The 24162-nt window shown below is 63.6% G+C and carries 22 protein-coding genes and 1 pseudogene; 1 reads left to right on the top strand and 22 read right to left on the bottom strand.

What is annotated here, in order from left to right:
• Window positions 1-126: 126 nt before the first annotated feature.
• From AC0L2Z_RS27620 to AC0L2Z_RS27550, 15 genes and pseudogenes are all read right to left on the bottom strand, one after another.
• Window positions 127-951, bottom strand: a complete 825-nt coding sequence (locus AC0L2Z_RS27620; protein WP_287067281.1) for an alpha/beta fold hydrolase — start codon at window positions 949-951, stop codon at window positions 127-129.
• Between the two features lie 104 nt (window positions 952-1055).
• Window positions 1056-1208, bottom strand: a pseudogene (locus AC0L2Z_RS27615) (VOC family protein); the annotation flags it as partial.
• Between the two features lie 14 nt (window positions 1209-1222).
• Window positions 1223-2296 (bottom strand): hemolysin family protein, encoded by a 1074-nt coding sequence (locus AC0L2Z_RS27610; protein WP_287281079.1) that lies wholly within the window; start codon window positions 2294-2296, stop codon window positions 1223-1225.
• 27 nt (window positions 2297-2323) lie between these two features.
• Complete coding sequence (gene ybeY / locus AC0L2Z_RS27605) at window positions 2324-2830, bottom strand: rRNA maturation RNase YbeY (protein ID WP_473629832.1); 507 nt, start codon at window positions 2828-2830, stop codon at window positions 2324-2326.
• Between the two features lie 76 nt (window positions 2831-2906).
• A complete protein-coding gene (locus AC0L2Z_RS27600; protein WP_029356966.1) occupies window positions 2907-3899 on the bottom strand; it encodes a PhoH family protein in 993 nt (330 codons plus the stop codon).
• Window positions 3900-3982: 83 nt separating this feature from the next.
• Complete coding sequence (miaB, locus tag AC0L2Z_RS27595; RefSeq protein WP_473629831.1) at window positions 3983-5404, bottom strand: tRNA (N6-isopentenyl adenosine(37)-C2)-methylthiotransferase MiaB; 1422 nt, start codon at window positions 5402-5404, stop codon at window positions 3983-3985.
• 99 nt (window positions 5405-5503) lie between these two features.
• On the bottom strand, window positions 5504-6304 hold the full coding sequence (gene olsA / locus AC0L2Z_RS27590) for a lyso-ornithine lipid O-acyltransferase (protein ID WP_473629830.1): 801 nt from the start codon (window positions 6302-6304) through the stop codon (window positions 5504-5506).
• A gap of 123 nt (window positions 6305-6427) precedes the next feature.
• Window positions 6428-6922, bottom strand: coding sequence for a ribosomal protein S18-alanine N-acetyltransferase (gene rimI / locus AC0L2Z_RS27585; RefSeq protein WP_023802102.1), 495 nt, complete (start codon window positions 6920-6922; stop codon window positions 6428-6430).
• Window positions 6922-7611 carry a tRNA (adenosine(37)-N6)-threonylcarbamoyltransferase complex dimerization subunit type 1 TsaB gene (gene tsaB / locus AC0L2Z_RS27580; protein WP_473629829.1) on the bottom strand — a complete coding sequence of 230 codons (690 nt, stop codon included), beginning with the start codon at window positions 7609-7611 and terminating at the stop codon, window positions 6922-6924. The genes rimI and tsaB overlap by 1 nt, the downstream gene beginning before the upstream one ends.
• Before the next feature lie 181 nt (window positions 7612-7792).
• Entirely contained in the window at window positions 7793-8899 is a 1107-nt protein-coding gene (locus tag AC0L2Z_RS27575; protein WP_473629828.1) for a DUF1513 domain-containing protein, read from the bottom strand.
• A gap of 2 nt (window positions 8900-8901) precedes the next feature.
• On the bottom strand, window positions 8902-9981 hold the full coding sequence (locus AC0L2Z_RS27570) for an imelysin family protein (protein WP_473629827.1): 1080 nt from the start codon (window positions 9979-9981) through the stop codon (window positions 8902-8904).
• Window positions 9981-11585 carry a di-heme oxidoreductase family protein gene (locus AC0L2Z_RS27565; protein WP_473629826.1) on the bottom strand — a complete coding sequence of 535 codons (1605 nt, stop codon included), beginning with the start codon at window positions 11583-11585 and terminating at the stop codon, window positions 9981-9983. The genes AC0L2Z_RS27570 and AC0L2Z_RS27565 overlap by 1 nt, the downstream gene beginning before the upstream one ends.
• Window positions 11586-11597: 12 nt before the next feature.
• Entirely contained in the window at window positions 11598-12083 is a 486-nt protein-coding gene (gene bfr / locus AC0L2Z_RS27560; RefSeq protein WP_023802097.1) for a bacterioferritin, read from the bottom strand.
• Window positions 12049-12360 (bottom strand): (2Fe-2S)-binding protein, encoded by a 312-nt coding sequence (locus AC0L2Z_RS27555; RefSeq protein WP_419695867.1) that lies wholly within the window; start codon window positions 12358-12360, stop codon window positions 12049-12051. Before AC0L2Z_RS27555 ends, bfr begins: the two co-directional genes overlap by 35 nt.
• Window positions 12361-12458: 98 nt before the next feature.
• Window positions 12459-13751, bottom strand: coding sequence for an imelysin family protein (locus tag AC0L2Z_RS27550; protein ID WP_473629846.1), 1293 nt, complete (start codon window positions 13749-13751; stop codon window positions 12459-12461).
• A gap of 472 nt (window positions 13752-14223) precedes the next feature.
• Here AC0L2Z_RS27550 and AC0L2Z_RS27545 point away from each other — a divergent pair, with 472 nt between their 5' ends.
• Window positions 14224-15477 carry an NAD(P)/FAD-dependent oxidoreductase gene (locus tag AC0L2Z_RS27545; protein WP_473629825.1) on the top strand — a complete coding sequence of 418 codons (1254 nt, stop codon included), beginning with the start codon at window positions 14224-14226 and terminating at the stop codon, window positions 15475-15477.
• Between the two features lie 203 nt (window positions 15478-15680).
• Here AC0L2Z_RS27545 and AC0L2Z_RS27540 read toward each other — a convergent pair whose 3' ends face one another.
• The 7 genes from AC0L2Z_RS27540 to AC0L2Z_RS27510 all read right to left on the bottom strand — a co-directional run bounded on the left by AC0L2Z_RS27540 (window position 15681) and on the right by AC0L2Z_RS27510 (window position 24135).
• On the bottom strand, window positions 15681-16958 hold the full coding sequence (locus tag AC0L2Z_RS27540; protein WP_473629824.1) for a 4-aminobutyrate--2-oxoglutarate transaminase: 1278 nt from the start codon (window positions 16956-16958) through the stop codon (window positions 15681-15683).
• Window positions 16959-17112: 154 nt separating this feature from the next.
• Entirely contained in the window at window positions 17113-17862 is a 750-nt protein-coding gene (locus tag AC0L2Z_RS27535) for an ABC transporter ATP-binding protein (protein WP_473629823.1), read from the bottom strand.
• Entirely contained in the window at window positions 17859-18692 is an 834-nt protein-coding gene (locus AC0L2Z_RS27530) for an ABC transporter ATP-binding protein (RefSeq protein WP_287226871.1), read from the bottom strand. The genes AC0L2Z_RS27535 and AC0L2Z_RS27530 overlap by 4 nt, the downstream gene beginning before the upstream one ends.
• Window positions 18689-19615, bottom strand: a complete 927-nt coding sequence (gene nikC, locus AC0L2Z_RS27525; protein WP_473629822.1) for a nickel transporter permease — start codon at window positions 19613-19615, stop codon at window positions 18689-18691. The genes AC0L2Z_RS27530 and nikC overlap by 4 nt, the downstream gene beginning before the upstream one ends.
• 196 nt (window positions 19616-19811) lie before the next feature.
• A complete protein-coding gene (locus AC0L2Z_RS27520) occupies window positions 19812-20879 on the bottom strand; it encodes an ABC transporter permease (RefSeq protein WP_473629821.1) in 1068 nt (355 codons plus the stop codon).
• Between the two features lie 18 nt (window positions 20880-20897).
• Complete coding sequence (locus tag AC0L2Z_RS27515) at window positions 20898-22541, bottom strand: ABC transporter substrate-binding protein (protein WP_473629820.1); 1644 nt, start codon at window positions 22539-22541, stop codon at window positions 20898-20900.
• A 319-nt stretch (window positions 22542-22860) separates the two neighbouring features.
• Window positions 22861-24135: a lytic murein transglycosylase gene (locus AC0L2Z_RS27510; protein ID WP_473629845.1), complete on the bottom strand. Its 1275-nt coding sequence runs from the start codon at window positions 24133-24135 to the stop codon at window positions 22861-22863.
• Between the last annotated feature and the right edge of the window lie 27 nt (window positions 24136-24162).

The following is a 24162-nucleotide window of genomic DNA, read 5'->3' as shown; positions in this document are numbered from 1 at the left end:
GCTCCAAACGCCCACCGCTTCAGCCAGCGTGCCGGATTAGGTCTGCTGGATAGGTGGGGCGACTGACGCCGGCAAGATAAGTGTCGCATGTGAATTGTCGCGCAGACCGCACGTGCCGGTGTATCACTATAATGCGCGTGATAGAAATGCGTTCAGCCGCTCCAGCACGAGATCCGGGGCTTCGAGCTGAGGCAAGTGACCGACGCCAGGTAATGTTTCGAACGACGCCTGCGGGATCAGCGCATGAAGCGCTTTGCCTCGCTCCAGCGGGATCCATGGATCGTCCTTGCCCCAAATTATCTTTACCGGACACCTGATATCACCGAACGCCGGCTCGACTTCGGCAGTATATTTTTCGTCGGCTTGCGCGAATTGCCGATAGAAGCTTCCTCGTCCCTCCTCGGCAAGCCACGGCTCGACAAGTTTCTCGAAATCTCCGGGCGCGATGTCATTTACGATCGCCCCCTTGATATATGCTTCCACGACCGCTCTGTGGATATGCGGCGGCAGGCCCAGAAAGGCATCCACATGGCGACCGACATGATCGAAGAACTCCGATCCCCAAGGGCGCATGGCGACGACATTCATCAGGACATACCGCTCGAAGTCGCAGCCATGCAGCAAATGCGCCCGTAGCGTCGTCGCTCCGCCGAAATCATGGGCAACAACGATGGGCTGCTCAAGGTCCCAATGCCCGAGCATCTCGGCGAATACTTCTCCTTGCACATCGAGTGAGGTGCGCTGCTCCGCGCCTTTGTCGGATCGCCCGTATCCGGGCATATCGTACCAGTGGACACGATACCGCCTTGCAAGGCCTGGAATAATCCGATGCCATGAGAACGAAGACCACGGCCAGCCGTGAGCCAGCACAAGCGCGGGTCCACCACCAAATTGACCCGCTGCCACAGCGCCCGCGGATGTTTCCACGGTCTCATCGAGTTTCCACGACATCAGACATTCTCCTAGCACTCAGGACAGCGTCCAGACGAATTGGTTCGCAAACCATGTAGTTCGAGACCGCTCCCCACCCATTGCTGAAATTCAGACCGAGGATACTATCGGTGCCAGCCTTCAATCTGCAGATCGCCCAGCCGCTCAGCCCCCTCGCGTGGAACCGAGCGTACGGTCTGGGAAAATGTCCAGGCGTGACCTTCAGGATCGCGCGCCCTGTACTGCCGTTCACCGTAAAACTGGTCAGCCGGCTCCTGGCGAGCGGCGTCTTTCAAGCCTGCTCGGCGCGGACGGCGCGCCGCCGGCGCTCACCTTTCTGGGTCTCCACGATGCGCACGCGCTTGACGCGGCGTGGATCGGCGTCGAGCACGTGGAATTCGAAGCCCGGGATGGCTTGCACCACTTCGCCGCGGGCCGGGACTCGGCCAAGCGTGTTGAAGATCATGCCGCCGATCGTGTCGACATATTCGCCATGCTCGCCGGCGGCGAAATCCTCGCCGATCATCTTGGCGACATCGTCGATCTCGGCCTTGCCGTCGACGACGAACACGCCCTCGCCGGTCTGGGTGATCATCGGCTCGTCCTCGTCGTGCTCGTCCTCGATGTCGCCGACCACCATCTCGACGATATCCTCGAGCGACACCAGACCATCGGTGCCGCCATACTCGTCGATGACCAACGCCATCTGAGTGCGCATCGCCTGCATCCGCCCCATAAGATCGGAGGCGAGCATCGACGGCGGCACGAAAAGCACCGGGCGGATCAGGGTCAGGTCGCCGATGGTGCGCGTGAGATCGACCTTGGCGAGATCGAGCAGCGTGGCAGGGGCGGCTTTCCTGGTCGTCCTGCCCTTCCTGACGCGGGCGAGCTTGGTGATGTGAGCGAGCACGTCGCGGATGTGGACCATGCCGCGCGGGTCGTCGAGCGTCTCCGAATAGACCGGCATGCGGGAATGGCCGGACTGCTCGAACAGTCCCAGAAGATCGCCTAGGTTCGTCGTGATCTCGACTGCCTCGATGTCGGCGCGCGGCACCATGACATCCTCGACGCGAACCTCGCGCAGGCGCAGAATGTTGTTTAGCATGGCCCGTTCGCCGGGCGAAAAGGCGCCGGCATCGCTCGCCGTTTCGGCAAGCGCGTCGGCGATCTCCTCGCGCAGGCTGGTGCCGTTGCGCTGCCTGAACAGGCCGAGCACGCGATCGAACAGGGAAGGACCGGCAGGCGATGGCTCGCTGGCGAAGCTGCCGGTCGTGGTACTCGGACTAGAGTCCTCGTCCGTCTGTTCGGATGGCTTGGTCGCACTGCCGGCGTCTGGGTGGGCGGCAGTCTCTGGTTTGTCGTTCATCGTCGTCCGGTCATTTGATCTTTTTAGTTACGCGTAGGGATCGGGAATGGCAAGCCTTGCAAGTGCTGCGCGTTCGACGGCTTCCATTTCTTCGGCCTCGGCGTCGGTCTCGTGATCGTAGCCCAGCAAATGCAGCAGGCCGTGGATGACGAGATGGGTGATATGGTTGTCGACCGGCTTGTCTTCCAGTGCGGCTTCCCGAGCAACCGTCTCGGCGGCCAGCACAATGTCGCCCAGCATGGGCGGCAGCGGACCGCCCTTGGCGAGCGGAAAAGCCGGGAAAGACAGGACGTTGGTCGGTTTGTCCTTGCCGCGCCATCCCGCATTGAGACTGCGGATGTGGGCATCGTCAGAAAAAACGATGCTGAGCTCGGAACGGCCGGCCGCGCCGGTTTCGGCAAACGCGGCGGCAACGGCGCGATCGACCAGCCGCGTCAGCGCGGCCTCATCGGGCCAGTCGCCCGCTTCGACTGCCATATCGATGTCGACGGGAACCGGAAGATCCCCGCCTACAGATTTTTTGCCCTCAGCCATAAGGCTGCATCATCGTGTTTTCTTGTTTGAGCATCGGATTGTCCCAAAACCGGTTCCCACTTTTGGGTCCGATGCTCTAGCTTTCGGCCCCCAGGCCCCGGGCCAGCTTGCCGTCGCGGTCGTAGGCCTTGACGATCTCGGCGACCAACGGATGCCTGACGACGTCGCCTTCGTTGAAGCGCACCGTCACCATGCCGGTGACGCCGTCGAGGATCCTGAGCGCCTCGACCAGACCGGATTTGGTGTTTTGCGGCAGGTCGATCTGGGTCGGATCGCCGGTGACGATCATGCGCGAATTCTCGCCGAGACGGGTCAGGAACATCTTCATCTGCATCGGCGTGGTGTTCTGCGCCTCGTCGAGGATGACGGCGGAGTGCGCCAGCGTGCGGCCGCGCATGAAGGCCAGCGGCGCGATCTCGATCACCTCGGCGGCAATCGCCCGCTCGACCTTATCGGCCGGCATCATCTCGTAAAGCGCGTCATAGAGCGGCCGCAGATAGGGATCGACCTTCTCCTTCATGTCGCCGGGCAGGAAGCCGAGCCGCTCGCCGGCCTCGACGGCCGGCCGTGACAGCACGATGCGCTCGACCATGCCACGTTCGAGCAGCATCGCCGCATGCGCCACCGCCAGGAAGGTTTTTCCAGTGCCAGCCGGGCCAATGCCGAAGACGAGCTCGGACCGCTCCAGCGCGCGCATATAGGCGTCCTGGTTGAGCGAGCGGGCATAGATCGTCTTCTTGCGCGTCGATATCTGGGCGGCTGACACCTTGCCCTTGCGCTCCAGCGTCGGCAGCGTCAGCTGGTCGTCGGCGGCGATCGCCATGCGCACGGCGCCGTCGACGTCCGACTGGCCGATGTCAGCGCCTTTCTGGAGAATGCCGTAGAGATTATCCAGGGCGCGGCGCGCCTGCTCGGCGGCCGAGGCGGAGCCCTTGATGGTCAGCTGGTTGCCGCGCGAGCGGATATCGACGCCAAGCTTCTGCTCGAGCCTGGCCAGATTCTCGTCGAACTGGCCATAAAGGGCGCTGGCAAGCTTGTTGTTGTCGAAAGTCAGAACGATGTGCGCCATATCCGAAGCCCCCGATGGTAGGTTCTGGGGCAGGTTCTTCACTTCCGCAGCGCTCAACCGTCTCTCCTCATCTGCCGAGACCTTCAGGCCAATTCGGCGAACAGGCTGTTGTAACCCGTCTTCGTGATTCGTACCTGGATAATCTCACCGATTTCGCCGGACTTTTCATCAACAATAACCGGCTGCAGCCACGGTGAGCGGCCGACCTTCTGGCCAGCCTGGCGGCCCGGCTTCTCGATCAGCGTGTCGATGGTGCTGCCGACCAGGCTGGCGCCGAACTCCTGCTGCTGGGTCAGCAACAGCGCCTGCAGTCGCTGCAGGCGCTCGTCCTTGACCGCTTCCGGCACATGATCGGCCATTTCCGCGCCCGGCGTGCCGGGGCGCGGCGAATATTTGAACGAGAAGGCCGAGGCATAGTTCACTTGGCGGACAAGGTCCATCGTCGCCTCGAAATCCGCATCCGTCTCGCCGGGAAAGCCGACAATGAAGTCGCCCGAAAGCGCGATATCGCTCCGTGCGGCGCGGATCCGTTCGAGCAGCGTCAAATAATCTTTTGCCGTATGCCTGCGGTTCATCGCCTTGAGGATGCGGTCGGAGCCGGATTGCACAGGCAAATGCAGATAGGGCATCAGCGCCGGCAAGTCACGGTGAGCGGCGATCAATTCGTCGTCCATGTCGCGCGGGTGGCTGGTGGTGTAGCGCAACCGCGCCAGCCCGGGAATCTCGGCCAGCCGGAACAGCAGGCGGCCAAGACCCCATTCCTCGGTCTTGCCCCCTTTGGCTTCGCCTTCGCCGTGCCAGGCATTGACGTTCTGTCCAAGCAGCGTCACCTCGCGCACGCCGGCTTGCGCCAGCCGCTCGGCCTCGGCGACGATCTGCGCCACCGGCCGCGACACTTCCGAGCCTCTGGTATAGGGCACCACGCAGAAGGTGCAGAACTTGTCGCAGCCTTCCTGCACGGTCAGGAACGCGGTGACGCCGCGCCTGATGATCTCGGCGCGCTTCGGCTGCGGCAGATGCTCGAACTTGTCTTCGATGGCGTAGTCCGTCTCGACGATCTTTTCGCCGCCGCGCACCCGTGCCAGCACGTCGGGCAGCCGATGATAGGTCTGCGGGCCGATGACCAGATCGACGGCCGGCGAGCGGCGGATGATCTCGGATCCCTCGGCCTGCGCCACGCAGCCGGCGACGCCGACCAGCATCTCGCGGCCGGCCCGAGCCCGTTCGGCCTTCATCTCACGAATGCGGCCGAGTTCGGAATAGACCTTTTCGGCGGCTTTCTCGCGGATATGGCAGGTGTTGAGCAGCACCAGATCGGCCTCGCCGATCGCATCCGTCGCAGTATAGCCGTCGGCGGCCAGCGCGTCGGTCATGCGCTGCGAATCATAGACGTTCATCTGGCAGCCATAGGTCTTGACGAAGACCTTCCGGCTCGCGGCAGGCGGCGCGACCGCAGTTTCGGTCGCAGTATCGATGTCGTCCCGTTCGATCGTGTTCAATTCCATCTGGCGGCTTCTAACGCCTTTCCCCGACAAAAAACAGACGATTCTGCCTTACAGCGCCGCGCCTCCTTTGGACGCGCAAAGCGCTGGAGCTTTTCCGGCTTACCGGCTCGGGCGCGGATCGGCGAGCGCCGCCTGCACCATATCACGCACCTGACTTTCCATCAGCCTGGCCGTTTCCTTGCGCCTGGAGCCCTTGGAGAAGGCGACCGGCTCGCCGAAATGCACTTCGACATCGAGCCCGCCCTCCGCCATCAGCACCTTGAGATGCGGCATCAAATCCTCGTCGCCGATCCAGGCGGCAATCGGCCGGTGCCTGCGGCCGAGCGGCACGCCGTGCAGGCGCGTATAGACGATCGCCACCGGCTGGATGAAGACCGTTTCGGCCGCCCCTTCCGAAATCGCCATCGAGGCGGCGCCGAACAGCGTGCTCTTGAACGGCAAGATCATGTTGCCGTCGCTGGTCGAACCTTCGGCAAACAGCACCATGGCGTCGCCCTTGGCCATGCGGCTGGCGATCTCGCTCGCCTGGTCGCCCGACGAACGTTTGCGCTCGCGCTCGATGAAAACGGTGCGCTGCAGCTTCGACAACATGCCAATCAACGGCCAGCCGGCCATGTCGGCCCTGGCGACGAACGTCACGTCGGCCATCGACCCCAGCACCATGATGTCGGTCCATGAAACGTGGTTCGACGCAACCAGTAACGGGCGCTGATTGGACAAGGTCCCCTTGACGTGGATGCGCATGCCGAGCGCCCGGATGATGAGCCGGTGCCAGATCTTCAGGATGAACGTCTCGCGCCACAGGCCGGTCTTCATCGACAGGATCTGCAACGGCACGAGGATCAACGAGCCTGCGACAACGAGGGCCAGCGCCAGGAAAATCCTGATTTTTCCGATCATTCGCTCTTGGCCCTGTCCCGAGTTCTGGCTAGAGCGACGCGTCCAACTGGACGTCCAAGCACGCTCTAGCGCTTTTTAATCTGCGCATCTCAACCTGCGCATCGTGCTTTGCGGGCCGATGCGCTAGCGAAGATCGCGGCGCATGACAAGCGCTCCGGTCGGGCCGTGCTCGGGCGATCTGTAGTAGTTGGCACGTTTGCCGACCTCGCGGAATCCCAGTCGCCGATAGAGCGCGATCGCGGCGACGTTGGTCTCGTCGACCTCGAGGAAAAGCGCCTCGGCGCGTTGCGCATGCAGTTCGCGCAGCACCGCATCCATCAGTTGCCAGCCAAGGCCCTGGCGGCGATGGGAGCGCGCCACCGCGACAGTCAGGACCTCGCCTTCGCCGGCCGCCAGGCGCGCCAGCACGAAACCGACCGGCGGCTTGGCACCCTGGCCGGTCTCGCGCGCGGCATAGCCGAACACCGTGTCCTGCTCGATCAATGCGGCGAATTCGTCATCGCTCCACGGCCGGACGAAATCCTCGCGATGCAGCACCGACAGGGCCGCACTGTCGGCGACCGTCAGCGGCTCGAGCGCAAAGTCCCTGCGGCGCGGCTGGAGGAAAGGAATGCGCATCAGTTTATCTTCCCGGCTTTCTTCCTGGACAGGATAAACCCGGCCTGCGGCTTGGCGTCAGCTCCGCGCAGATAAAGCGGTTTCGGCTTTTCGCCTTCACCCTTGGCAGCGGCCAGCCGGGCATAGATTGCGATATCCGTAGTGGCGCTTGTCGGGCCGACGTCGAAGGCGCGCCCGGCCGATGCAGCAATTTGCGTGGCCGCGGTGCCGGCCAGAACCGGAAACCCGTCAACCGCCATGGCGGCGGCTTGCGAAAGCGTGGCCACCGCGGGACCATAAATCAAAACGGATGCTTCGTCGTAAAGCGCTGCATGGATCTCCTCGCGGCCGGCGTCGAGCGCGGCCAGCACGGCGCGGCCGGGAAATGTCTCTTTCGCCTGCGCCGCCAGCGCTTCCAGCGTCGTCACCCCGATTGCCGGGATTTTCAGCGCCAGCGCCAGGCCCCGCGCCGCCGAGACGCCGACGCGCAAGCCGGTGAAGGAGCCCGGGCCGGTGGAGACAGCGATGGCGCCAAGACCGGCATAGTCGGTGCCGCCGGTCGTCAACGCCTCTTCGATCACAGCCATCAGATGTTCGGCATGGCTCTTGCCGAGATCGAGCACCGAGCGGCCGAGTTCCTTCCCGGCCGCCGCGTCGTAGACACAGGCGGCGCAGAGATTGGCGGCACAATCGATGGCAAGCAACTTCATGAGACGGCCGGTTGGCAGCGCCCGCTTGGGGCACAGGGGGTTCGAAAGACAATTTCCCTGTGCCTGCCGTGGCTCGTCCCTGCAAGGGGATAATGCATAAATCGTTTGGCGGCTTCGCTTCGACCTCGCCCAAAAAGAGGTAACTCTCGGCGACCACAACCGTCAATGAACCAGTGCCGCACTATGCGGCCTGGTCGATGCGCAGCATGTGATTGTCCCAGACATAGTCCGGCTCGGACCGTGTCGCGCCGCCGGCTTGGGCTATCTGCCCCGTGCCGGTCGTCGCCATGAAGCTCGCCCCGTCGGGCGCCACGCCGCAGACCTCTGCCAGTGCGCTGGTGGCGACGATCCGGCCGCTGGCCGCATCGATGATGGCAAACGAGTTGCCTTCCGGCGAGGACACGGCGACGGTACCGGCAGCAGGGTTGGCGGCGACCGAGCCGATGTAATTCCTGAAGCCGGACAGCACGTCCTGCGGCATGTCGAGCAGTTGCAGAGCCTTGCCGCGCGCGGCGCGGCCGACCAGCAACGGACGATCGCCGCCCGGCCCCCTGTACTGGCAGCCGAACCAGACCGCGCCGGATTTGTCGGTATCCATATGCCGGATCGAAAGCTGGTGCAGCGCCGGCGGCAATTCGTGCTTTTCGACAGGGTCGCCGGTAAAGCGGTCGACCAGCACATAAGATGGCTTCATCGTCGCGATGTTGAGCTCGGCGCGGCCATAATCGGGATGCGTCTCGATGCCGCCATTGGCGACGGCAATCGTCCTGCCGTCGCCGAGCAGCAGCAGCTCGTGCGGACCCATGCCATAGGTCGGGAACTCGCCAACGCGCTTGAATTTCGCACGCGTGTCATAGACGCCGACCACGCCGGCGGCATTGTCGAAATCGTTCTCGGTGGCGTAGAGCAGCGCACCGTCGGTCGAAAACACGCCGTGGCCGAAGAAATGCCGCCCACTGATGCTGGCAATGGTCAGCGGCTCGTCGCGGCCGGTATGGTCGAACACAACCGCGAAAGTGCCGGGCTGCCTGGCAAAGACCACCGAGCGTTTCGACAGCGGATCGAAGGTGACGTCGTGACCGCGGGCGGGCAGGTCGATGGCATGCAGCACCTTGCCGGCCTCGGACAGGATCGCCGCGCCATAGCTGCCGTCGCGCTTGACGAAAGCGGTGGCGAAGACGGCGTCGGCGGCAAGCGTCTTCGCCCATGCCGACGGCGCCATCGCGGCAACAAAGCCAACGCCTGCGGCCCTGAGGAAATCACGACGATCGATCAGCGGTGTGCGCATAATTAGTCGCCGTCGAGCGACGAGAAGCCAGCGGTCAGGCCGAATTCGGCGGTCAGCCTGGTGCCGATCAGGGTCGACAGGCTGGATGTCACCAGCGAGAAGTGTTCGAGCTTCTGGCGCAGCGCCGGATCGGCGAGCGCCTTGTCGATCGGGCCTCTGATCGCCGTGGCGTCGGCAGCTCCGTTGACGAGCTGGATATGGATCGATTCCGCCATCCAGCGCGCGTCGGGCGACAGCGCGTCGCCAAGCTGCGAAGCCTGGAACAGAGCGTCCATGCCCGAAAGATTTCCGGTCAGCGAACGCGCGGTGTTTTGTGAACGCCAGTAGATCGCCTGTTTCGGCTTGTCGGCCTGCGGGCTACTGCCCAGAAAACCTTTCAGGCGCACGTCACGGACCATCTCCAGTTCGTTGATGAAGACGCCGACCAATTCGGTCACCGCTTCCGTGCCGTCGCGGTAGAGTGCGTTTTGCGGCCCCGGATTGGCCCAAAGTGCTGCAAAGCCGTCGGGTTTGTTCCAGGCGTCGCTGACCTCGGCGGCGATCATTTCGATGTTGCCGGCGACGGCCGCGCCATAAGCGCAGCGATAGGGATCGTCCTTGCCGGCGAGCCGCTCGGCGCCATCGCCGTAAAGCACGAATTCCAACGCGCCGAACCCTTGCATGGCGACGCTCTTTTTCGCCAGCTGGGCCGGATCGGCGGCGGTCCGGTCTTTGCTGGCCAACGCCGCCTGCACCTGCCTCAGGCCGATGCTCTTGCGGTCCGGCCAGAACAGCATGCGTTCCAGCCGGTTGTTCTGCGTGATCGGTCCGATGCGGATGATCTCGACGACCGACCAGGCATCCACGGTGCCGGAGAATTCGGCACGCGCCGCATCGAGATGGTCCTGCGAAGGCGCGTCGCACAGCGTGCGCACGGCCTTGCTCAGGCTGTCGGCATGGTCATGCAGGCGTGCATAAGCGGGGCGGACAAAGCCGTCGATCGCTCGCTGGATCACGTCGGAAGCCTTCACCGCTGCGGACGCCGGCAAAGCGCCGGCGAGGACCAGCGGGAGAACCAGGACAAACGCCAGACGCTTCGACATCACAACGACTCCAGGAATTTGACCAGTGCGGCGCGATCGGGCGCGGCGGCGGCGGCAAAGCGGTCGCGCGCCTTGTGCCCCTCGCCGCCATGCCACAGGATCGCTTCGGTCAGCGTGCGCGCCCGCCCGTCGTGCAGGAAGAAGTTGTTGCCGTTGACGGTCTGGGTAAGACCGATGCCCCACAGCGGCGGCGTGCGCCATTCGCTCCCGGTAGCATCGCCCACCGCTTGCCCGTCGGCGAGGCCCGGCCCCATGTCGTGCAGCAGAAAATCGGAATAGGGCCAGATCAGCTGGAAGGCCTGTGCCTTGTTGGGCGTGCCGCGGCGGGTGACGAATTTCGGCGTATGGCAGGAAATGCAGCCCATGTCGTAGAACAGCTTCTTGCCGGCCAGCACATCGGGCTTGTCGAGATCGCGCCGCGCCGGCACGGCGAGGTTTTGAGAATAGAAGGTGACCAGGTCCATAACCGGCGGCGGCGCCTCGACCGGGCCGAGGCGCTCCTGCACGCCGTTGGCCATGGCAAGGCAGTTCTTTTCGGCCGCGGTGCAATCGCCCCAGTGGTTCGGCACTTCCGGCGTCGAAATGCCGATGTCGCCGGCGAACGCGTCCGCCGCCTGCTGGTGGATCGAAGGGGTCTGCGCCTTCCAGCCGAAGCGGCCGAGCGTCGGCTCGCCGCTCTGGCCGTCGCGCACGATGTTGGGCTTGCCGGAGATGCCGTCACTGTTGCGATCGTCCGGATCGGCACTGGCGAGAATGTCGGCCGGCGCGATTTGCTCGACCAGGCCGAGGCCGATCATCGGCGGCGTCAAGCGCGGCGAAAGCGTGGTGTGCGGATCGAGCGGCCCGTTGGCAAGATCATCGACCGAATAGCTCGGCTTGCGCAGCCAAACCACGGTGCCGTCCGGCAGCGTGACTTTTTGTTCCTGATAGACGACACGCATCCTGCCTTCGCCGCGAAGACCCGGAACGGCCAGTTCCTGCAATTGCGAGCCGTAGACCGGATCGGGGAAGTTGAGCACCTTGCGGGCGGCGAGCGCTGCTTTCTCCTCGGTGCTCGCCTGCCGCGCCAGCCGCAGGAACATCGAGGTGGTGCCGCTGTCGGCTTGCGGCGGATGACCGCGACCGTCCTTCAGATGGCAATTCTGGCACGCCCGCTCGTTGAACAGCGGACCAAGCCCGTCCGATGCCTGCGTCGACGAGGGCGAAGACACCCAGTTCTTGCGGAAAAGAGCATTGCCGAGTTTGAAGGTGCCTTGTTCCTCGAAAGTGATATTGGCGGAAGATTGCGAGAAAGCGTCCTTGTTGGCGCCTTTCCGCGACGTGCCGGCGCCGCCCGGCATCGGCTCGAACTGCTCGGGCTTGGAGAAATCCCGGGTCGGCCTGGTGATGGCAATGACGCGCGAAAGATCCTTCGGCGTCAGATCGGCACGGCTGGTGGCGAGACCCGCCGGTTCGGACGCGCCGGCCAGCGCCGAGGCGGTCAGCGCGACCACTACGGCAGGCGAAAGCCGGCGAAGCCAGCCGTTTCGCGGGTTGTGCTGGGGCGGCAGGCCGCAATCCTCGGCCCGCCGCAAGCGGCGCAAGTAGTCTAAGCGGCGCCGCATTCCCGCATGTCCCTAATCCGCCTCGTCGGCCGATGCTGCGTTGAGCTGGCCGTATTTTTCCTCGCCGATCGAGGCGAGCAGGTCGAGTTGCGTCTCGAGGAAGTCGATGTGACCTTCCTCGTCGGACAACAAATCCTCGAACAGCTTCATCGTCACATAGTCACCTGCTTCGTCACAAATCTCGCGCGACCGTTTGTAGGCAGTGCGCGCGTCATATTCGCCGGCAAGATCCGATTCGAGCACTTCCTTGACATTCTGTCCGATGCGCAGCGGCGCTACCGACTGCAGGTTCGGATGGCCTTCAAGGAAGATGATACGGGCCACGAGCCGGTCGGCATGGTGCATCTCCTCGATCGATTCCGCGCGTTCCTTCTTTGCCAGCTTGGCGTATCCCCAGTCCTCCAGCAGCCGGAAATGCACCCAGTACTGATTGACTGCTCCAAGTTCCAGAAACAGAGCTTCGTTAAGCCGCTCTATGATCTGTTGTTCGCCTTTCATAGGTTCTGCTCCCGTATTGGACGCGCAGGCCTCTGACGCGATCCAGGTGTGAAACGACGTCCACGCCGCTCGCCTCCGAGCGGGCGTGGTAATTTTCGGTTACCCGAATGATCGTTTCGACCACATTTGGGAAGCAGCCGCAACAGCGGCCACGCTTCTGCATGGCATGATAGATCTTCGCCGGCACGATAAGCTGCCAGGGATCCTGATCCAGCAGCCCGACGATCGTCTGCTCAATCTCCTTCTCGGTGATGATGTTGCAATGGCAGATCAGCATTATTTGCTCTGTGTGGCTGACGGCGCGTGCTCGGCGCCATGTGGCTTATTTTCTTAGTGGAGCCTGGACTTTCGGTTCGGGTTCCGGGCATCGACGCCTTACTGAAACACCTTGTCCGGCGCATCGAGGCTGTCCGAGCCCTCGAAGGCTATGGCATTGAGTTTCAGGGTGCCGACGGCGCGTTCGATCGACTTGGTCTGGTCGACCAGCGCGTCGATCGCCGCCTGCACGGTGGCGTTGCCTTGCGTATTGCCTTCGCCGATCTGCTGGTCATAGGCCTCGCCGCCAAGCGCTCGCGCCTTGATCGCTTCCATCTTGGCGACGGTGACATCAAGCTTGTCCGACAGTTCCTTGTCGACCGCCGGATCGGCCTCCTTGACCATGTCGGATACCGACGGTCCTTCGACGACGGTGCCGTCGAGGCGGGTGTAGCTGCCCTTATAGGCGGCGCGAATGCCGACGGCATCGTAGAGATGGGAATCGTAGGTGTTGTCGGAGAAGCAGTCATGCTCCTCTTCCGGGTCGTGCAGCAGCAGGCCGAGCTTCATGCGCTCGCCGGCGAGTTCGCCGTAGGACAGCGAGCCCATGCCGGTGAGGATGGTCGAGATGCCGGCTTTCGGCTCGCCATCGACAAGGTTCTTGCGGGCGGCGCCGCCTTCCTTCCAGTAGTGGACCATGTCCTGCAGATCGGAAACCAGAAGCTCGCTCGCCGACTTCAAGTACTGCGCGCGACGATCGCAATTGCCGCCGGTGCAGTTGGCGAGGTCGTAGTCGGTATAAGGCCGTTCGGCGGCGCCCGGGCCGGTGCCGTGCAGATCCTGACCCCACAGCAGGAATTCGATGGCGTGATAACCGGTCGCCACATTGGCCTCGATGCCGCCGGCCTCCTGCAGCGTGCCGGAGAGGAAATCGGGAGTAAGATTGGTGGCGTCGATCTTCTTGCCGTCGATCTCGATCGACTTGTTGGCGATCACATTGGCAGTGTAGAGCGCATTCGCGTCCGACTCGGTGCCGTAGTTCTCGGCGACATAGTCGATCAGCCCCTCGTCCAGCGGCCAGGCATTCACCTTGCCTTCCCAGTCGTCGACGATGGCGTTGCCGAAGCGATAGACTTCGGTCTGCTGATAGGGAACGCGCGATGCCTTCCAGGCCTCGCGGGCGGCAGTCAGCGTTTCCACCGAAGGCTTGGCGAGCAGCGCGTCGACGGCCTTGTCGAGCGCCTGCGCCGTGGTCAGCGAATCCTCATATTTGGCGAGCGCAATATCGGAATAGGTCTTGATGACCGCCTTGGCATCGATTTCCGCCTTGGCCGGCAGCACGAATATCGCCGCCGTCAATGCCGCCGTGGCGCCGATCGCTGCAAGCCTGCTGCCATATCGCGCCGTGATCATCGCTCTCATGATTGTCATCTCCCTCGGGAATTCAGTGAAAATGCCGGCGCCAAAGGCGCGTCGGCAGGCAATCGGCGCCAAGGCAGGTCCATGCCATTGAGCGAGATACAGGCCGCGGCATAGCGCGGTTTGCGGAAGAAAGACATCGAAATGCCTCCAATCGAAAGGGTTCAAGGCCCAGACATCAAAGGGATGCGCTTGACGCGCACGCTTCCATAAAGCGATGAAGGTGTCGGAAGTCAACCAATTTCAGAGAGAAAAGCCAATTGAAACAACAGTTTAGAATTATTCTAAACTGCAAGTATCAACTTTAGCCGTATTTGCCGTGCTGCCGTCGAACGAGACGATTGACAGACCGCCATTCCGGGTGCGACCCGCAAGGGTGGTCTTGCGGCGGCGTCAGACAATCGCCACTTGGCGAGACGTCCTAGACTTGGATAACGCCTAGGAGAGATGAGGAATTGGGGCTGCGATGAAAAACGGTGTGGTCATTGTCGGTGCGGGTCATGCGGGCGTGCAAGCGGCCGCCAGCCTGCGCGAGGACGGCTACGACGGCCCCGTGATCCTCATCAGCGATGAGGACGAACTGCCCTACCACAAGCCGCCGCTGTCGAAGACCTTCATCAAGGATCAGGAGGCCAGACCGCAGCCGCTGCGCGGCGAGGCTTTTTATACCGGCAGCGCGATCGACTACCGGCCGGGCGTCCGCATCGATCGCATCGATGCCGGCGGCCGCAGGCTGGAGCTATCGGACGGCGGCACACTGCCGTTCGACCGGCTGATCCTGGCGACCGGTTCGCGGCCGCGCATGCTGTCGCTGCCGGGTTCGGATTTTTCGGGCGTGGTGTCGCTGCGCTCGCTCGCCGACGCGCGCCTGATCCGCGAATTGAGCGCGCAGAGCGAGGATGTCGTCATCCTCGGCGGCGGCTTCATCGGGCTGGAGATCGCCGCGACGCTCACAGCGGCCGGCCGCAAGGTCATCGTGGTCGAGGCGGTCGACCGGCTGCTCGGCCGGGCGGTGGCGCCGATCATCGCGCGCCATGTGCGGCAGCGGCTGGAAGCGACCGGCGTGCGCATTCTCACCGGCACCACGATTGCACGGCTCGAAGGCGAGAACGGCCATGTCTCGGCGGCAATCACCGCATCCGGCGAGCGGCTGCCGGCGCAGATGGTGATCATCGGCATCGGCGTCGTGCCGAATGTCGAACTGGCGCAAGCCGCCGGCATCACTATCGCCAACGGCATCCGCGTCGACCAGCAGATGCGCACGTCGGTGCCCGAAATCCTCGCCATCGGCGACGCCGCCTCCTACCGGCACTGGCTCACCGGCGGCGATGTGCGGCTGGAATCGGTGCAGAATGCGACCGACCAGGCGCGTCTTGCAGCACGCACCGTTGTCGGCCATGCGGACGCCTTTGCGGCGGTGCCGTGGTTCTGGTCCGATATCGGTGACATCAAGCTGCAGATGGTCGGCCTGATTTCGGGCGGCGACAGCCATGTCGTGCTGGGCGACGTCAACGAGAACCGGTTCTCCATCTATCACTATGCTGGAAATCGTCTGCTCGGGATCGAATCGGTCAATCGGCCGGGCGACCATATGCTTGGTCGCAAGATGCTCGGCGCCGGCTTCTCGCCGACGCCGCAGACGGTCGCGACAGGACCGGACGGATTGAAGGCGGCGCTCGCCGCCTTCCAGCAGGTAGAGCCCGTTCGCGCCGCCGAATAAGGATGTGTTGATATTCAGGTGATGCCGGTCTCGGCGCGGTCTTGCCTTCTCCCCTTGTTGTGGGAGAAGGTGGCCGCGAAGCGGCCGGATGAGGGGTGTTCCAGCTTGGCACCGACAGCACTCCGTCCAACACCCCTCAACCGTCTCGGCGCTGCGCGCCGATCCACCTTCTCCCACAAGGGGAGAAGGGAAGAAGAATCCGCTCAGGCGGCGCGGACCTCGCGGATCGAGCTTTCCAGGATGTCGAGTGCTTCGTTCATGACGCCGTCCTGGATGGTGATCGGAGCGAGGAAGCGGATGACGTTGCCGTAGACGCCGCAGGTGAGCAGGATCAGGCCCTTGTCGAGCGCCGTCAGCCGGACCGCATTGGCGATCTCGGCCGACGGCAGGCCCTTCTTGACATCGTTGAACTCAACCGCGTTCATGAAGCCGGGGCCTCTGATATCGACGATCTCCGGCGTGTCGTCGCGGATCGATTGCAGCCGCTGCTTCAGCCGGTTGCCTAGCGTGTTGGCGCGGTCGCAGAGCTTTTCCTCTTCGATCACGTCGAGCACAGCGTGCGCCGCGGCAACGCCGATCGGGCTGCCGCCATAGGTGCCGCCGAGCCCGCCGGGGTTGGGCGCATCCATGATCTCGGCGCGGCCGGTGACCGCCGACAGCGGGAAGCCGCCAGCCAGGCTCTTGGCCATGGTGGTGATGTCGGGCGCCACCTCGTGATGATCCATGGCGAACATCTTTCCGGTGCGGGCAAAGCCGGTCTGCACCTCGTCGGCGATCAACAGCATGCCGTGCAGGTCGCAGATCTTGCGCAGCGCCGTCATGAAGTCGCGCGGCGCCTCGTAAAATCCGCCCTCGCCCTGCACCGGCTCGACGATGATGGCGGCGACGCGGGCCGGATCGACATCGGCCTTGAACAGCCGGTCGAGCGCGGCCAGCGAATCGGCGACTGTGATCCCATGCAGCGCCACCGGGAACGGCGCGTGGAAAACATCGGCCGGCATTGCGCCGAAGCCGACCTTATAGGGCACGACCTTGCCGGTCAGCGCCATGCCCATGAAGGTGCGGCCATGGAAGCCGCCGGCAAAGGCAATGACCGCCGGCCGGCCGGTGGCGTTACGGGCGATTTTTATAGCGTTCTCCACCGCTTCGGCACCGGTGGTGACGAAAATCGTCTTCTTGTCGAATTTGCCCGGCAGCATGCCGTTCAGCCGTTCGGCCAGCCTGACATAGCTCTCATAGGGCACCACCTGGTGGCAGGTGTGGGTGAAGCGGTCGAGCTGCGCCTTGACCGCCTCGATCACCTTGGGATGGCGGTGGCCAGTGTTAACGACGGCGATGCCGGACGAGAAATCGATGTAGCGACGGCCCTCGACATCCCAGATTTCCGAGTTCTCGGCGCGGTCGGCATAAATCTGCGTGGTCATGCCGACGCCGCGCGAGATCGACTGGTTCTTGCGTTCGGAGATGGCTGAGTTCTTCATGATGTTCCCTCACCGGGCCGGCGCCCGTTCTCGTTTGGTATATGCTAAGACCTGTTCTGACCTTATTTCACGTTTTCCTCAAGTTGGCACCGCCGCCAGGCGATTGGGCCTGCCGCCGCTAAGGTGGCATTCCTTCGCGGACAGCTGATTTGACTCACGCCGTCCGCACAAACCCCTCGCTCGCCCTGAGCAAATTGCGCGTGTAATCCTTGCTGACGCGGCGCTCGACGAGGTCATCAGCGGTGAGATGCTCGACCGCCTCGCCGTTCTGCATCACCATCAGCCGCTCGCACATATGGGTGATGATGGCGAGGTCGTGGCTGACCATCAGGAAGGTCAGCTTGCGCCGCCGCCGGATGTCTTCCAACAGGTTGAGCACCTCCGCCTGCACGGAAGCGTCGAGCGCCGAGGTCGGCTCGTCGAGCAGCAGGATCGCCGGTTCGAGGATGAGCGCCCGCGCAATCGCCACCCGCTGGCGCTGGCCACCCGACAATTGATGCGAATAGCGGAAGCGGAAGCCGGTGCCGAGCCCGACCTCGTCGAGCGCCCGCTGGATGCGTTTCTCGCCATCGGCAAAGCCGTGGATGGCGAGCGGCTCCTGCAGCAGTCGGTCGACGGTTTGGCGCGGATGCAGCGAGCCGTAGGGGTCCTGGAAGACCATCTGCACCTCGCGATAGAAGGCCTTGTCGCGGCGCTTGCCGAGTTTTTTTCCGTTGACGGTGATGCTGCCCGAAGCGGCCGGCGCGAGGCCGGCGATCGCCCGCAGCAGCGTCGATTTGCCGGAGCCGGATTCGCCGACCAGGCCGAAGGATTCGCCGGATTGCACCTCGAGGCTGATACCCTTCAGCGCGCGAAAGCGGTCGAAGACCACCTCCAGCCTGTCGACAGAAAGTGCTGCCGTCATGCCGCCCACTCCGGCTTGCGGTCGAGCACCGGCAGCGGGTGGCGGTCGGCGCCGATCTTGGGCATGCAGTTGAGCAGGCCGCGCGTATAGGGATGCTGGGCGCGGCCGAGCTCCGACGCCTTGAGCTGCTCGACCACCTTGCCGGCATACATGACGATCACCCGATCGCAGAAGGACGAGACCAGGCGCAGATCGTGCGAGATGAAGATCAGGCCCATGCCGCGCTCGCTGACCAGCCTGTCGAGGATGCCGAGCACGTCGAGCTGAACGGTGACGTCGAGCGCCGAGGTCGGCTCGTCGGCGATCATCATCTCCGGCCCGGCAATCAGCATCATGGCGATCATGGCGCGCTGGCCCATGCCGCCCGACACCTCGTGCGGATGCAGGTCGAAGACACGGGCGGGATCGCGGATCTGCACCGCCTCCAGCATGGCGAGCGCCCGGTCGCGGGCCTCCGCCTTGCCGACCTTCTCATGCGTGCGCAGCGTCTCGACAATCTGGCGGCCGATGCTCATCACCGGGTCGAGCGAGTATTTTGGATCCTGGAGGATCATGGCGATGCGCTTGCCGCGCAGCGCCCGGCGGTCGCGGGGCGAGGCCGCGAGCAGGTCGGTGCCGTCGAAGGCAAGTTTCCTGGCCGTGACCTCGGCCTGCGGCGGGGTCAGGCCCATGATGGCGCGGCCGGTCTGCGACTTGCCGGAACCGCTCTCGCCGACGATGCCGAGCCGTTCGCGGCCGAGCGAGAAGGAGACGCCGCGCACCGCCTCGATCCGGCCGGTGCGCGTCGGGAAGGTGACGCGCAGATCGTCGACCTCGAGAAGCGTGCTCATTGGTCACCACTGCGGGGGTCGAGCGCGTCGCGCAGGCCGTCGCCGAGCAGGTTGAAGCCGAGGCTGACGAAGAGGATGGCAAAGCCCGGTGCACCGGCCACCCACCATTGGTCGAGCACGAAGCGGCGGCCCGACGCGATCATCGCGCCCCATTCCGGCAGCGGCGGTTGCGCGCCGAGGCCGAGGAAGCCGAGACCGGCGGCGGTCAGGATGATGCCGGCCATGTCGAGCGTCACCCTGACGATCAGCGAGGAGATGCAGAGCGGCATGATGTGGCGCAGCACGATGCGGAACGGCGAGGCGCCCATCAACTGCACCGCCTTGATGTAATCCGAATTGCGCACGGTCAGCGTTTCGGCACGCGCAATACGGGCATAGGGCGGCCATGAGGTGATGGCGATGGCGAGCACCGCATTCTCGATGCCGGGGCCAAGTGCGGCGACAAAGGCCAGCGCCAGGATCAGCTTCGGAAAGGCGAGAAAGATGTCGGTGATGCGCATCAGGATCGCATCGATCCAGCCGCCGGCATAGCCGGCGACGGTGCCGACCAGCAATCCGATAGGGGCGGCGATGACAGCGACGAGAATAACGACGTAAAGCGTCCATCGCGAGCCGAAGATGACGCGCGAAAGGATGTCGCGGCCGAGGTCGTCGGTGCCGAACCAGTGCGCAGCACTTGGCGCCAGCAGGCGCGAGCCCTTGAGGTCTCCGAATGTCGGCGAATAGGGCGCCAGCACATCGGCAAGGGCTGCGACCACCAGCAGGGCGATGATGATGAGCAGACCGAGAAACGCCAGCCGGTTGGCGGAAAAGCGCCGCCACGCCACATAGGCGCGGCCGAGCCTTGCCTGCATGCGCGAGGCCGGCCGCTCGCTGAGCAGCCAGTCGCGACGGGAGAGGGGGCCGGCGTGGGAGGCGGTCATGACAATGCCTCTCGAAGCTGTCGACCCCCACTCCGGTCTGCTTCGCAGACCACCTCTCCCCCGTTCGACGGGGGAGAGGAAAGGCGCCACGCCTGCGACCAGCTTTTCCTCTCCCCCGGGCAGGGGGAGAGGTGGCCCGAAGGGCCGGAGTGGGGGTGATTGGCCGCAGCCAAGCCCGCAAGTGCGTTACCTCTGCTCATCTCACTTTGGTCCTCGGATCAAGCACCCGGTAGAGCAGGTCGGACAGGAGATTGATGCCGATGAACACCGAGCCGATGATGATGGTGCCGCCGAGCACCGCGTTCATGTCGGCGTTCTGCAGGGAATTGGTGATGTAGAGGCCGATACCCGGCCAGGAGAACACGGTCTCGGTCAGCACCGAGCCTTCGAGCAGGCCGGCATAGGAGAGCGCAATCACGGTGACCATCGGCACCGCCGCGTTGCGCAGCGCGTGGCCCCAGATGATGCGCGTCTCAGACAGGCCCTTGGCGCGCGCCGCTACGATATATTCCTGGGCAAGCTCGTTCAGCATGAACGATCGTGTCATGCGGCTGATATAGGCGAGCGAGAAATAGCCGAGCAGCGAAGCCGGCAGGATGATGTGGCGAAAGGCGTCGCGAAACACATCCCACTGCCGCTGCCACAGCGCATCCAGGAGATAAAAGCCGGTGATCGGCGTGAAGGTGTATTCGTAGACGATATCGAGGCGGCCGGGAAAAGCCACCCATTGCAGCCTGGCATAGAACAGCACGAGCGCCAGCAGTCCCAGCCAGAAGATCGGCACGGAGTAGCCGACCAGGCCGATGATGCGCACGATCTGGTCGATGATGCTGCCGCGTCGGACCGCGGCCAGCACGCCGAGCGGCACACCAAGGAATGCACCGATCAGAGTTCCTAGCGTCGCCAGCTCGATCGTCGCCGGAAAGGCGCGGCGGATGTCGGTCATGACAGGATTGGTGGTCAGCACCGAGGTGCCGAAATTGCCGTTCAGGGCGTTTTTCACATAGATGTAGAACTGCTCGATCAGCGGCAGGTCGAGCCCCATCTCGCGGCGTGTGCGCTCGACGACATTGGCCGGCGCCCGGTCACCGAGCACCGCCAGCACCGGGTCGATCGGGATCACCCGGCCGATGAAGAAGGTCACCGCGAGAAGACCGAGATAGGTGGTTATCGCGATGACCAGGAAGCGGGCGATCGCCGACGCGACAACAACAGCACGGGCGCTACCGCGCCCTGCCGTTGCTTCGCTTTCAACTGTGCTCATGCGGCGCGTCCGCCGGCATCACTCCTTGGAGATCTGGCCGACGAAATTGGTGTCGAAGCTCGGGCCGAGCGCAAAGCCCTTGAGGTTCTTGCGCAGGCCGGCCACTTCCAGCTGCTGGTGGATGATGATGAAAGGACTGGTTTCGAGAACCTTCTTCTGCAGATCCTGGTACATTGCGGCGCGCTTGGCCGGATCCTTCTCGAGCAGGGCCGCCTCGGTTTCCTTGGTCAATTCCGGGATGTCCCAGGCGTTGCGCCAGGCAAGCGTCTTGGTCTTGCCTTCATCCGAATTGTCGGGGTTGCTGGCGAAGGTCTGGGCATTGGAGTTCGGATCGAAGTAATCCTGGCCCCACTGGCCGATATAGATGTCGTGGTTGCGGGCGCGGTATTTGGTCAGTGTCTGCTTGCCGTCGCCGGGGATGATCTCCAGCTTGATGCCGGCCTGTCCCAGCGTCTGCTGGAACGATTCCGCCATGCCTGTCTCCGGCTGTCTGCTGCGCACGTCCATGGTGACGCTGAAGCCGTCGGCGAGGCCGGCCTTGGCAAGCAGTTCCTTGGCCTTGGCGACGTCGAAGGTGAACGGATTCTCATCCAGCTCGCCGAGCACGCCTTTCGGCAGGAAGGTCTGGTGGATCTCGCCGATGCCCTTGAGGATGGTCGAGCTCAAGGCATCATAGTCGACGAGATATTTGAAGGCCTGGCGAACCTCTGATTTAGCCAGGTTCGGATTCTTCTGGTTGAGGCTGATGTAAAAGACCGTGCCTTTCGGCGCGCTGGTGGTGGTGAGATCGGCGTTCTTGGCGATGGCGTCGAGGTCGTTCGGCTCGAGATTGCGGGCAACGTCGATGTCGCCAGCCTCCAGCGCCAGGCGCTGGCCCGAGCTTTCCTTCATGTTGCGATAGATGACGCGGGCAAGCTTGGCCTTTTCGCCGTGATAATTGTCGTTGCGCTCCATCACGACGACCTCATTGGCCCGCCATTCGCGCAGCTTGAAGGCGCCGGAGCCGGCATAGCCGGTCTTCAGCCAGGCGTTGCCGAAATCATTGTCGTATTTGTAGTCGGCACTCGGCGTCACCGCGGCGACATGTTCCTTGACCAGCTTGGCGTCGACGACCGAGGCGACCGTTGCCGACAGACAGTTCAAGACGAAGCTCGGCGCATAGGCCTTGTCGACAGTGAACTGGAACGTCGTGTCATCGACGGCCTTGGCCTTCTCAGTGACGTTGTCGCCATTGATGCCGAACTGCCCGATGATGAAGGCTGGGCTCTTGTCGAGCTTGATGGCGCGCTCGAACGAATAGGCGACATCAGCTGCGGTGATCGGGTTGCCCGAGGCAAATTTCAGGCCGGGCTTGAGCTTGAAGGTGTAGGTCAGGCCGTCGTCGGAGACAGTCCAGCTTTCGGCGAGATCGCCCTTGACCTTGGACGTATCGCTGAGATCGAGGCGGACAAGGAGATCGTAGGTGTTGCCGGTGACCTCTGCGGTCGAAAACTCGAACGCCTCGCCCGGATCCATGGAGATGATGTCGTCGATCGCGAGACCCTCGACCAGCGTGTCGGCGGGCGTGACGGCAAGGGCAGGCGCACCGGCCAGAAGCAGCGCGGACATGGCTGCGCCCGCGAGCAGGAAGCGGGAGCGTAGAGCAAACTTTTCCATCATCATTTTTAACTGTTCCCTGTTTTTGTTGACCTGAGTTCCCGGCTCAGGGTTTGGCATTCACTTGACACATCGGCCCGAAAATCGGAATCGATTTTCGGAAAGCACGATGTGTAGTTCAAAGTCTTAGAGCGTCCTTTGCGCGTCCAACGGACGCGCGCGCTCTAATCGAACGGTGACCCTGAACCGGTCATCCTGGTGATTTTTATCCAGTTCCGCCTCACCATATCCGGCGGTTTCAGGCGCGGCAACGAGCATTTGCAAAGCTGTTTGTTGGACCAGGATCAGCCAGCCGCCGCCGCCGGAATCGACACCCGCAGTCGCCCTATTTCAACGCGGTGACCAGGTCGGCGTCGGGAAAACAGGTGGCGGCGCGACCGCTCCTTGCCTGCCATTTACCGATCGACCGGCGCGTCTTGAAACCGGGCAGGCCGTCGGCGCTGCCGACGTCGTAGCCCTCGGCCTCCAGCGCCCGCTGCAAGGTGGCGATGTCCGACCTGTGGAGCCCGCCGACCGCACCCCAGCGCCCAGAAAAATTGCTGTCGCCATTGGCGATGCGGTCAGCTCCGTGGCCGATGAACAGCGCGTAGAGATCGCTGGTGTTGTATTGCTTCAGGACGTAGAAATTGGGCGTGACGATGAAGGCCGGACCGCTGCGCCCGGCCGGCATCAGAAGAAAGCCTTCGGCCTTCAATTCGCGCGCCGGAAACGGTCTTGCCGCGACGCGCTTGATGCCCAGATCAGCCCACTGGGAAATCCTCTTGCCCTGGTCCGGACCTTCGAGCGAACAGGAGACCGCTTCCGGCACCGTCACCTCAAAACCCCAGCCGCGGCCCTTCACCCAGCCATAATGGACGAGATAATTGGCGATCGAGGCCAGCGTGTCCGGCACCGAGTTCCAAATGTCGACCCGACCGTCGCCATCGAAGTCGACGGCATGTCTGAGGAACGAAGTCGGCATGAACTGCGGCTGGCCGAGTGCGCCGGCCCATGACGATTTCATCGCGCCGACCGGGGCCAGCCCGCGCTCGACGATCTCGAGCGCTGCCATAAGCTCGGTGCGGAAGAAATCCTTCCTGGTCGCCATGAAGGCCTTGGTCCCCAGCACTTCGAAGGCGTCGTAAGGCATTTTCGCCGCGCCAAAGCCGCTCTCGCGGCCCCAGATCGCCAGCAGCACCTCGCCCGGCACGCCGTAGCGCTTCTCGATCGCAGCAATGGTCCTGGCATTGGCCGCCTTGCGGGTGCGCCCACCAGCGGTCACGGCGCGAACCGTCTTTTCGGCGAAATAGGCGCCGGGCGAACCGAACTCCGCCTGATGCTGCTTTTGCGGCGTCGTCGCCTTTTTGCCCGGCATCACCAGGTCGGGCAGTTTGAGGTTCGGTTTGATGCCATCGAAGGCGGCGTCGAAGTTTTTTCTGGAGATGCCGTTGGCGTTGGCTTCGGGCCAGAGGTCGTTGTTGAGCCAGGCGCGGAACTGGGTGTCGAGTTTTGTGGCGGAGGCGGGAGTGGTGAGCAGGAATGCAGTCAGTGCGACGAGAAAAAAAGCAGCCAATCTGCAAAGTCCGCGTTCTGTCGCGCCCCCCTCTGTCCTGCCGGACATCTCCCCCACGAGGGGGGAGATTGGCTG

It is taken from the genome of Mesorhizobium sp. WSM4850 (genome assembly GCF_055811735.1).
Note: the sequence above shows the minus strand (reverse complement) of the source record. Positions and strands in the feature narration are given on the sequence as shown.